12 protein-coding genes and 1 tRNA gene are annotated in these 8843 nt (G+C 71.3%); 4 read left to right on the top strand and 9 right to left on the bottom strand.

Going from position 1 to position 8843, the window contains the following annotated elements; genetic code table 11:
- Window positions 1–279: 279 nt before the first annotated feature.
- Window positions 280–459, bottom strand: coding sequence for a DUF4236 domain-containing protein (locus ACGFNF_RS11295; RefSeq protein WP_007075522.1), 180 nt, complete (start codon window positions 457–459; stop codon window positions 280–282).
- Between the two features lie 336 nt (window positions 460–795).
- Between ACGFNF_RS11295 and ACGFNF_RS11290 the strand changes: the two genes are divergently transcribed.
- Window positions 796–1365, top strand: a complete 570-nt coding sequence (locus ACGFNF_RS11290; RefSeq protein WP_393167327.1) for a flavin reductase family protein — start codon at window positions 796–798, stop codon at window positions 1363–1365.
- A gap of 42 nt (window positions 1366–1407) precedes the next feature.
- Here the strand turns inward: ACGFNF_RS11290 and ACGFNF_RS11285 are convergent, their stop codons facing one another.
- The 3 genes from ACGFNF_RS11285 to ACGFNF_RS11275 are packed head-to-tail and all read right to left on the bottom strand — an operon-like array spanning window position 1408 to window position 3285.
- A complete protein-coding gene (locus ACGFNF_RS11285; RefSeq protein ID WP_357577547.1) occupies window positions 1408–1920 on the bottom strand; it encodes a GNAT family N-acetyltransferase in 513 nt (170 codons plus the stop codon).
- Window positions 1920–2375 (bottom strand): Rrf2 family transcriptional regulator, encoded by a 456-nt coding sequence (locus ACGFNF_RS11280; protein ID WP_121398934.1) that lies wholly within the window; start codon window positions 2373–2375, stop codon window positions 1920–1922. The genes ACGFNF_RS11285 and ACGFNF_RS11280 overlap by 1 nt, the downstream gene beginning before the upstream one ends.
- Window positions 2376–2382: 7 nt before the next feature.
- Window positions 2383–3285 carry an AraC family transcriptional regulator gene (locus tag ACGFNF_RS11275; RefSeq protein WP_357577546.1) on the bottom strand — a complete coding sequence of 301 codons (903 nt, stop codon included), beginning with the start codon at window positions 3283–3285 and terminating at the stop codon, window positions 2383–2385.
- Between the two features lie 268 nt (window positions 3286–3553).
- On the opposite strand from ACGFNF_RS11275, the gene ACGFNF_RS11270 reads away from it, so the two are divergent.
- Window positions 3554–4330: a glucose 1-dehydrogenase gene (locus ACGFNF_RS11270; protein ID WP_357577545.1), complete on the top strand. Its 777-nt coding sequence runs from the start codon at window positions 3554–3556 to the stop codon at window positions 4328–4330.
- 103 nt (window positions 4331–4433) lie between these two features.
- On the opposite strand, the gene ACGFNF_RS11265 is transcribed toward ACGFNF_RS11270, so the two are convergent.
- The gene (locus ACGFNF_RS11265) at window positions 4434–4865 is read right to left on the bottom strand and encodes an SsgA family sporulation/cell division regulator (RefSeq protein WP_053653619.1); all 432 of its coding nucleotides are present in this window, start codon (window positions 4863–4865) and stop codon (window positions 4434–4436) included.
- Window positions 4866–5168: 303 nt separating this feature from the next.
- Here ACGFNF_RS11265 and ACGFNF_RS11260 point away from each other — a divergent pair, with 303 nt between their 5' ends.
- Window positions 5169–5714 carry a TIGR02611 family protein gene (locus ACGFNF_RS11260; protein WP_357577578.1) on the top strand — a complete coding sequence of 182 codons (546 nt, stop codon included), beginning with the start codon at window positions 5169–5171 and terminating at the stop codon, window positions 5712–5714.
- A 104-nt stretch (window positions 5715–5818) separates the two neighbouring features.
- Window positions 5819–5893 (top strand) — tRNA-Val (locus ACGFNF_RS11255).
- 325 nt (window positions 5894–6218) lie between these two features.
- Here ACGFNF_RS11255 and ACGFNF_RS11250 read toward each other — a convergent pair.
- The 4 genes from ACGFNF_RS11250 to ACGFNF_RS11235 form a co-directional block, all read right to left on the bottom strand.
- The gene (locus tag ACGFNF_RS11250) at window positions 6219–6563 is read right to left on the bottom strand and encodes a hypothetical protein (protein WP_357577544.1); all 345 of its coding nucleotides are present in this window, start codon (window positions 6561–6563) and stop codon (window positions 6219–6221) included.
- 156 nt (window positions 6564–6719) lie between these two features.
- Entirely contained in the window at window positions 6720–7055 is a 336-nt protein-coding gene (locus ACGFNF_RS11245; RefSeq protein ID WP_357577543.1) for a DUF6204 family protein, read from the bottom strand.
- Between the two features lie 174 nt (window positions 7056–7229).
- Window positions 7230–7784, bottom strand: coding sequence for a GrpB family protein (locus tag ACGFNF_RS11240; protein ID WP_393167323.1), 555 nt, complete (start codon window positions 7782–7784; stop codon window positions 7230–7232).
- A gap of 500 nt (window positions 7785–8284) precedes the next feature.
- The gene (locus ACGFNF_RS11235) at window positions 8285–8833 is read right to left on the bottom strand and encodes an aspartyl/asparaginyl beta-hydroxylase domain-containing protein (protein ID WP_393167321.1); all 549 of its coding nucleotides are present in this window, start codon (window positions 8831–8833) and stop codon (window positions 8285–8287) included.
- Between the last annotated feature and the right edge of the window lie 10 nt (window positions 8834–8843).

The following is an 8843-nucleotide window of genomic DNA, read 5'->3' as shown; positions in this document are numbered from 1 at the left end:
TGTACGTCTATCGAGGCGGCCCGCAACGGGCCGCGCGCGCCGCCGCTTGGGCGCGCGTCGGCCGCGGCGCGCCCCCCCCCCCCGGCGCCGGGGGGGGGGGCGCCGGGCCCCCCGCGCCCCCCCCCCCCCGGGGGGGGGGGGGCGCCGCGGGGGGGGGGCGGGGGGGGGGGGGGGGGGGGGGGGGGGGGGGGGGGGGGGGGGGGGCGCGGGCCCCGCCCGCCCCCCGGGGGGGGGGGGGGGCGGGCGCCCCCCCCCCCCCCCCCGCTCGACCTCGGGACCTCACGCCCGGGACTTGTCCTGCTTCCAGGACAGCGGACCCGGCAGGTCGACCCGGTGCGCCTTGGCCCGCGAGTTCCAGGACCAGCGACCGATCTTGATGCTCCAGGAGGAGAAACCGTTCTCGGTGAAGTTCAGGATGATCGGACCGTACTTCTTGCGCTTGCGGAACATCAGACCCATCGTCGGACTCCCTTCGATTCCCTTCCCTGCCCTGTCGAACCCGAACATGCCCGGATCGCCGAATCGTGAAACCCCCGCCCGTCCGGTCTGGACGGTGTCGAGGGGCGGTGACGAATCCTGTACGTCCGAGGGGGTCGAACCCCACCCGCCGGCATAGGGGTTCGGAGCGGCGTCGGCCGTCGTCGATCCCGTCCCCGATAGGGGCATTGACCGGGGCCCCGGCCCCCGGCAGCATGGGGCGATGACGCAGCGGGACGATCTTCTCCACGCGGCTCGCCTGCCCGTCGACGCAGGGCTGCCCCGCACCTCCGGCGCCCACCCGACGCCGCAGCCGGCGTGACCACCGTGGAGTGGTCCCGGCAGGGCGATGCCGACCTGCTGCCGGTGGACCGGGACCTGTTCCGGACGCTGCTGCGCCGGCAGGCCGCCACCGTCACCGTCGTCACCGCCGTCGCCCCGGGCACCGCGCCGGCCCACCCGGACGCCTCCGGCGGGCCCGTCCGGGCCGGCTTCACCGCCACGTCGTTCACGTCGGTCTCGCTGGACCCGCCGCTGGTCTCGTTCTGCCTCGGGACCGCCTCGTCGAGCTGGCCCGTCTTCGCCCGGGTCGAGCACGTCGCCGTGCACCTGCTCGGCGCCCACCAGCGGGAGGCCGCCCGGGTCTTCGCCACCGGCGGGATCGACCGGTTCGCCGCCTATCCGCACTGGACGCCGGGGCCGTTCGACGTGCCGCTGCTGACCGGAGCGCTGGCCCTGCTGCTGTGCCGGGTCGTGCACCGGGTGCCGGTCGGCGACCACACCCTTTTCGTGGTCGAGCCGCTCGCGCTCGGCGGCGGCGAGGACGGGGACCCGCTGGTCCACCACCGGGGCGGCTACACCACGACGGGCCCGCCGCCGGGGCCCTGACCGGGCCGGGCCCCGCCCGACGGCGCGGCCGGCCGGCCCTGGTCAGGCGGGAGCGCGGTCGATGACGAGCACGCGGGTCACGCTGCCGTCGTCCTCGGCGATGTCGCGTTCGTGGACGAAGCCGATCCTGCCCAGCAGCGACAGCGAGGCGTGGTTGGCGTCGGCGACCGTCGCGTACACGCGGGGCAGGCCGAGGGTGTCGAAGCCGTAGCGGACCAGGGCCCGGGCCAGCTCCGTGCCGAGACCGGCGCCCCAGGCCGGCTTCGCCAGCGCGTAGATGATCTCGTGACCGTCGACCTGGTCCGTCCGCTTGATCTCGGCGTGCCCGACGTAGCGACCGTCCCGGCGCACCGCCCAGACGTCGAAGAGGTCCTCCGCGTAGACCTTCGTGAAGATCCGCCCGAAGAGGGCGCCGGCCGCCTCGGCGCTCAGCGGACCGTCGCCCATGAACCGGCCCACCTCAGGGTCGGTGAGCAGGGCTATGGAGTCCTCGGCGTCGTCCGGCCGGTAGGGCTCCAGCAGCAGGCGCTCGGTGCGCAGGACGGGGGTGGGCATCAGCGCGGCTCCCAGGCGTCGGGCAAAGCCGTCAACCTACGGACGTGGGCGGGCAGCCGACCACTGATTATCTCCGCGAGGCTCACCTCGTCGACCACCCGTCGCACGGCGGCCCGCACCGCGACCCAGAGCCCGGGCAGGTTCTCCGCCGCTCCCTCGTAGCTGGTCTCCTCCGGGCGCAGCCCGCGCACCCCGGCCAGCGGACCCTCCACGGCGCGCAGCACCGCGCCGACGGTCACCTCGCGCGGCGGCCGGGCCAGCGTGTAGCCGCCCTCGGCGCCGCGCTGCGCCCGGACGATGCCGGCCCGCCGCAGGTCGGCCAGGACGGCCTCCAGGAACTTGCGCGGCATGTCCTGCTCCGTGGCGATGGCCTGGGTGGACAGCAGCCGAGGGTACGCGGTGGCGAGGCTCAGGGCCGCCCGTACCGCGTAGTCGCCGCGCGCGGAGATCTGCACCCCGACATCATGCCCCGCGCGGTCGGTCGGTCGCGTCGGCGGGCGGGCGGGGCCGGACCACCGGCCCGGGTACCGGCTGCTCGCGGGCCGCGCGGAACGCGCCCGGGCTCACCCCGACCTCCCGGGTGAAGAACCGGCCGAAGTTCGTCGGCTCGGAGAAGCCCAGCCGCCGGCCGATGCGGGCGATCGGCTCGTCGGTGGCGGCCAGCAGCCGGCTCGCCTGGAGGGCCACCCGCTCGTCGACCACCTGCTTGGCGCTGCGCCCGGTCACCGCCAGGCAGGCCCGGGTGAGCGTACGCACCGAGCAGCCCAGCCGGGCGGCGTAGTCCTCGACCCGGCGGGTGTGCTGGTAGCCGCGTTCGACCTCGCGGCACAGCCGATGGAAGGTGGCGGCCTCGGCCCGGGTCGCCGGGTGGGCGCGTTCGGGCAGCATCGACAGGCGGAGCAGCAGCACGGCGAGCTGGTGGCGGAGCAGTCCGCGCGCGACGGCCAACCCCCGGTGCCGCTGGCAGTCCACTGCCAGCTGGCTCACCTCGTTGATCACCGCGTCCTCGTCCTCGCCGGCGAGCTGGAGCCAGGCCGGGACGGCGTCCGGGTCGACGTCGAGCCCGCGCAGCGCCGCCGGATCCCAGCGCACCACCGTCGCGTCGAGCTGCGGGCCGGCGCAGCGCAGCACCTGGCCGGCGCGCACCCGCAGCAGCGTGCCGGGGCGGCAGGGCAGGGCGCGGAAGTCCAGCTCGGCCGTGCCGTGTCCGCCCGTGGTCAGCACGAGCAGGTCCTTCTCCAGCAGCACCGGACGACGCCAGCGCGGCTCGGGGGCGAGGTCACCGAGGGCGACCGTGTCGATCTCGGCGGGGGCGGTCGCCGGGTTGCCGGGCGGAGCGGGGGAGAGCTGACCGGAAGAGACCATCGCCTGCGACGGTAGCCCGGGGCGACGGTCGACGCATCCCGGGAAGGCCGCCCAGGCCAGCGGCCGGCCGGTCGCACCGTGGCTCCGCCCCGCCGGCCGAGCGGTGCGCCGGGCCGCGCGGGCGCCCGGCGGGGGTTGTCGAGGTCGTCGGGGGCGGGCTACGTTACCGAACGGTAGCGCCGTCCGGTGGAGGCACGGCCGGAGCCGGTCCGCGCGGACCGGGCCGCCCCCGCCCCGGCGGCCCCGGCCGACTCGCGATGGGATGGGCATGACGGATCTGTTCTCGGTCGAAGGCAAGACGGTCCTGGTCACCGGCGGCTCGCGGGGGATCGGCCTGATGATCGCCCAGGGCTTCGTCCGGGCCGGCGCACACGTGATCATCTCGTCCCGCAAGGCGGACGTCTGCGAGGCCGTGGCCAAGGAACTCTCCGCCGAGGGGCGCTGCGAGGCCATCCCCGCCGACCTCGGCGACGACGCCGGCGCCGAGGGCCTGGCCGCCGCCGTCCGGGAGCGGTTCGACCGGCTCGACGTGCTGGTCAACAACGCGGGCGCGACGTGGGGCGCGCCGCTGGAGTCGTACCCGGAGAGCGCGTTCGACAAGCTCTGGGCCGTCAACGTCAAGGCCGTCTTCCGGCTCACCACCGCGCTGCTGCCCGCGCTGCGCGCGTCGGCCAGCGCCGACGACCCGGCCCGCGTGATCAACATCGGGTCCATCGACGGCATCCGGGTGCCGATGATGGAGGTGTACGCGTACTCGGCGACCAAGGCCGCCGTGCACATGCTCACCCGCAGCCTGGCCCACCAGCTCGCCGGCGAGCAGATCACCGTCAACGCGATCGCGCCGGGGCCGTTCGAGAGCAAGATGATGGCGTTCGCGCTGGACGACCCCGCGTCCCGGGCCGCCATCGAGGGGCAGGTGCCGCTGGGTCGCATCGGTCGGCCGGAGGACATGGCCGGCACCGCGATCTACCTGTCGTCGCGCGCCGGGGCGTACCTCACGGGTGCGGTGATCCCGGTGGACGGCGGCATCACCACCCACGGCTGAGCTCGGCGAAGGGCGGGAGACGGTGCGCGTACCCCCTGGTGGGCCGGAGCCGCGCGGACTCGGCAGATCCGCGCGGCCCCGGACGGCCGGTGTGGCCGGTGGTTCAGCGGCCGGCGAGCAGCCGGGTCACCGCGGTGTCGACGTCCAGGTGCTCGGCCTCGCGGCCGCGCGGAACGACGACGTAGGTCCGCCGCAGGAAGCGCACCAGGACGCTGCGCGGCACCTCGAACAGGGCGTTGCCGTCGGGCGACGACAGCGCCAGGGCGACGAAGTCCCCACGCGGGGTGGCCCAGGGCCAGACCCGCACGTCGCCGATGCCGGCCGGCTCGTCGAGGCCCGTGACCAGCAGCTCCCGGGCGAACGACCAGCTGACCGCCTCTCCGCCGGCGGATTCGGCGTGGAACAGGACATGGACCGCATACGGATCAGCAGGGTCGTAACGCAGACTGGCACGCACCGGCAAGGCGGTGGCGTCAGGTGCGACGAGCCTTAGCGACGTCTCGACCTCTACGGTCGTCGGTCGGATGACACTCATGGACGATCTCCCCCCGGCACCGCTGCGGAACGCGCGTGTCCCGCTTTTCCCATACTCAGGTGCTACTCCTGGCTACGCTCCGCCATACGCTGACTTCACCCAGTGGTGGGAAGGGGGTCGGAAAGGCCGCGTGAATGTGAATATTCATGTAGGATTTCCGGTTCTGCCCAGTGCGTGATCCCGCCCGGCATCGGGTGGTTCAGTCGTCGACTTACTCCGGTAACGTCCAGTCGGCCGTTGCAGTGACGGGCGCGAGCCACACTGGGGGAGGAAATGGTTACGAAACGATCCTCAGTGGATCCGATGGCAGTGCCGGGCCCGCCGAACGTCGCGGCCCGAGCAGCCGAAAGGCGGGGGTACGGGGTGCCGACGGAGCAGCACGACCGGCCCGGTCGGCCGACGACCGAGCGGGATGGCGCAGGCGGCACGACGCTGGCCGAGCGGCGGCGGCGACCCCGCTGGCGGCAGCGGCTGAGCACCACCCTCGACCTGATCCGGGCCAACCCGACCGGACGGGTCACCCTCAAGATCTTCATCGCCATCGCCGGCGCCCTCGTCGTCACCATCGGCATCGCCCTCATCCCGCTGCCCGGGCCGGGCTGGCTGCTGGTGATCGCCGGCCTCGGCATCTGGGCCGTCGAGTTCCACTGGGCCCGCCGGCTGCTCGGCTTCACCCGCCGCCACGTACACAACTGGACCCAGTGGGTGAAGGACCGCTCACTCGCCGTACGCTTCGTGCTCGGCTCCGTCGGCCTGGTCTTCGTCGGCTCGGTGGTCTGGCTGTCACTGAAGTACAGCTTCGGCATCGACGTGGTCGCCGAGGCGCTGCACTACCTGGCGACGCACTGACCCGGACCGACCCGGCGTTCTGTCGGGTCGACTGACCGCGGCGCGGCGCGCGGACCCCGGATTTCCGGTCCGGTCCCTCGATCAGGTAGAGTCAGCGGCGCTGAGGGCGATTAGCTCAGCGGGAGAGCGCTTCGTTCACACCGAAGAGGTCACTGGTTCGATCCCAGTATCGCCCACCATCGAAGTAACGCAGAAGAGCCACCCTCGGATGAGGGTGGCTCTTGCTGATTCCGTCGTCAGTCGTCGTTGGGCGTCAGCGGATCGTCAGCGAACGCGTCGCCGATGCGTCGATCCCGCCCGTCGGAAGCGGCCGGTGCTCGTCGAGTACGTGCGAGAGGGCGAGCACGTGACGCCGCGCTGGGCGGTGAGGTGGTCCAGGCAGCAGGAAGTGGCCCCGCCCATCCGAGGTGAGCAGGGCCGTTGGGTCGGTGGGCCAACAGGATGAAAGCCACAGCGTCCCCGGAGCCGGGCGAGACTACCCCCGAAGGCCTCTGAGGTGGATGCTCAGCGGGTGCAGTTGATCTGCGCCAGCACCGAGTAGAGGCCCGGCCACGGCTGCGTCGTGAAGCTTCCAGCGTGGCTGCACTGCGTGTCCGGGTCGAAGCCGTCGGCGCTGGCAAGGGAACGTGCAGCGTTGTTGGCGTTGGTCAGCGCCGTGAAGTAGTTGTTACTCATTCCGTTGCCGTAAAAGGCCTTGGTTTCGGCGGCGACCGCAGGTCCGGAGAGCAGGACGGACGCGGACACCGCCCCGACCAGCGCTGTGGCTGCGACGACCCGACGAAGTGCAGACATGCGAGCTCCACTCTGTTCGATCCGGATGCCGAGCCTGCCAGAGAAATTGACGTACATCAACTACAGTATGAAGCGGATCTCCGGCCCTCCGAAGGAGAGCGAGGGCCGATCAGACGTTGATCGGTGCTGACCGGGACGGCTCCGGTGCGTGGACGGGGGACGGAGTTACGTGACACCATCCACGCGTCAGGATCGGCCCGGCGGCTGCGAGTGTCAGTGTTCCCGTCGGCGGCGGATCTTGATGTCGTCGAGGTCGGTCGACACCGACTTGAGGTCGCGGTAGTCGGCACCGATTCCCGAGACGGCGGCTGCCGCGAGCGCTTCCGCCTTGCTAATCACGATCGCTTCCTCGTCCTCCGCGGTGGCCGAGACCAGGCAACGGAAGGTGAAGGCGAGCAGGGACCGCTCGTAGGTCACGGTGCCTTCCTCGGTGAACTTCGCCCGAAACACGTCGTGTTCGTCAGCCTTGGCGAGCAGTGCGGCCCGCTGCTCGTCATCGAGTGGCGCGAACTTGCCACGCACGATGACCTGGTATGTCTTGCGGGCCATTGCTGGAGGCCTCCGGTTTCGGCTGGGCATCACGACATCGGTCGGCGGCTGGTGAGGCCGGAAGGGCTGCGGGCAGATCGCCGCCGCCATGCCCTGGCCGACCCGTACGGCGGTGGCGACCCTACCCGGAGGAACACAGGAACGCATGGGCATTTCACAGCGGGTGAGAGACCGTCAGGGTCTTTGGGTGTAGCTGACGGTCGGAGCTTGCGTCCTGTCGCGCGCGCCGAGGACCTCGTTGACGAAGTCGTCCTTGTTGCGTGCGTAGGCCGTGAGGTCAGCGCCGTGAGCGTGCGCGAGATCGCGCTTGAGGCGCTCGTACCGGGACCGGTAATCCGCCCGGCACCGCAGCGCATCGCGGAACGCGACTCGTCGCCGCCACAGCAGGGAGGTCGGCTCGGTGAGATGAAGCTGGTAGGTGCGCTCCCACCAGTTGTCGGTCTCCGGCTTGAAGAAGTAGTGCGCTTCCTCCGGACGGTGCACACCGTTGCGGTAGCCGAGAGCGGTCACCACCTCGATGGCGGCTACTGCCTCTGACAGACTGCGCACCGGCGCCATCATGTCGATGATCGGCTTTGCTGCCAGGCCGGGAACCGATGTGGAGCCGATGTGCTCGACTGGCCCGACCAGCCATTGCGCCAGAGCGGTTTCGAGAATGACCCGCTCCTGCTCGAACAGCACAGCCCATTGCGGATCGTACGGGCTGAGGGTAACCGGTGCGCCGTCCACGAGAACTGCCTTCCAGGATGAGTATGGGTCGGGCGATGCCTCTCATCGGCCCCTTCTCTTCATAGATCCCCTTCTCGACGGCTGTCAGCCATCCTGCTACGACCGGGTCGGGCCGTCTGAACGACCCTTCCCGAATCGCCCCCTCTTCTGCCTCGTTAGCAGCGCTCGTGGATCGGGGCCTCGCGAGGGAAATACCCACTGCGGACCTGCACGCCACGGTGCGGTACGGCATCGAGGAAGCGTCGGGCCGGTGACGTCAACGGGCATCCGGATCTGCCGCTCCGGGCGGACTGGTGTTCATTGCCGGTGGTGACGCACCTACCGCGGCCAGGAGCATTTCCGCGGACAGCTTGAAAGCTAGGTCGGCTGCACGCTCATGCCGCGTATGGCGCTGCGCGGAGTCGTGACCGCTCTCGGGCACTACGGTGCGCACCCGGCGTTTGGCCGGGTTTTCGGGAGCGGGTCAGACAGGGTCGTGGAGATGCGTGGGGATGTCTCGCTCATCCACCGCGTCGTACGAAGCCTGCCACTGAGACCGGCAGTTCGTCTTGCGGCATGTCCTCGTAGCCGGGACGGGCGAAGTCAAGCAAGAGCACGACGCGGTCGCTGGAGCCGTAGTTCCACGCCTCATGCGTGACAGTGTCGTCGAAGACGAAGGTCTTACCTTCGCGCCACTGCCGGGTGTCGTCGCCCACTCGCAGCGCGCAGTCCCTCGGCACGACCAGCCCGAGATGCGCGCGGTAAACGGTCGTCACCCATCCCTGATGTGGCTTGATGTGGGTACCAGGAGCCATTCGAGAAAACCCAGCGGTCGTCAGGTGAGGAACCTTCGTCAACGCGGAGGCAGTATCCGGGCACGCTTCGAGCGCGCCCTCGATCCGTTCCCCGAAGGCGACAAGTCCGTACACGCTCCAGCCCTGGCCGTACATCTCGCGTTGCACCCACGGCTGATAGGTCTCCCGCGGTAGAGCAAGACACTCATTCCGGATCGCCTCCCACCGTGCCCGAAGATCGGCCAGGAAGGGAAACTGCCGCTGGTCCACGAACATGAGACACCAT

The organism is Micromonospora sp. NPDC048868 (genome assembly GCF_043198195.1).
Taxonomy (GTDB): domain Bacteria; phylum Actinomycetota; class Actinomycetes; order Mycobacteriales; family Micromonosporaceae; genus Micromonospora; species Micromonospora reichwaldensis.
The sequence above is the reverse complement of the archived record's forward strand: the minus strand, read 5'-3'. Positions and strand labels throughout refer to the sequence as shown.

Bases quoted from the DNA above. Each gene is read 5' to 3' on its own strand.
- ACGFNF_RS11295 (WP_007075522.1), bottom strand. From the start codon at position 459: ATGGGTCTGATGTTCCGCAAGCGCAAGAAGTACGGTCCGATCATCCTG.
- ACGFNF_RS11235 (WP_393167321.1), bottom strand. From the start codon at position 8,833: ATGTTCGTGGACCAGCGGCAGTTTCCCTTCCTGGCCGATCTTCGGGCA.
- ACGFNF_RS11275 (WP_357577546.1), bottom strand. From the start codon at position 3,285: ATGGTCTCTTCCGGTCAGCTCTCCCCCGCTCCGCCCGGCAACCCGGCG.
- ACGFNF_RS11285 (WP_357577547.1), bottom strand. From the start codon at position 1,920: ATGCCCACCCCCGTCCTGCGCACCGAGCGCCTGCTGCTGGAGCCCTAC.
- ACGFNF_RS11245 (WP_357577543.1), bottom strand. From the start codon at position 7,055: ATGGCCCGCAAGACATACCAGGTCATCGTGCGTGGCAAGTTCGCGCCA.
- ACGFNF_RS11270 (WP_357577545.1), top strand. From the start codon at position 3,554: ATGACGGATCTGTTCTCGGTCGAAGGCAAGACGGTCCTGGTCACCGGC.
- ACGFNF_RS11260 (WP_357577578.1), top strand. From the start codon at position 5,169: ATGGCAGTGCCGGGCCCGCCGAACGTCGCGGCCCGAGCAGCCGAAAGG.
- ACGFNF_RS11250 (WP_357577544.1), bottom strand. From the start codon at position 6,563: ATGTACGTCAATTTCTCTGGCAGGCTCGGCATCCGGATCGAACAGAGT.
- ACGFNF_RS11265 (WP_053653619.1), bottom strand. From the start codon at position 4,865: ATGAGTGTCATCCGACCGACGACCGTAGAGGTCGAGACGTCGCTAAGG.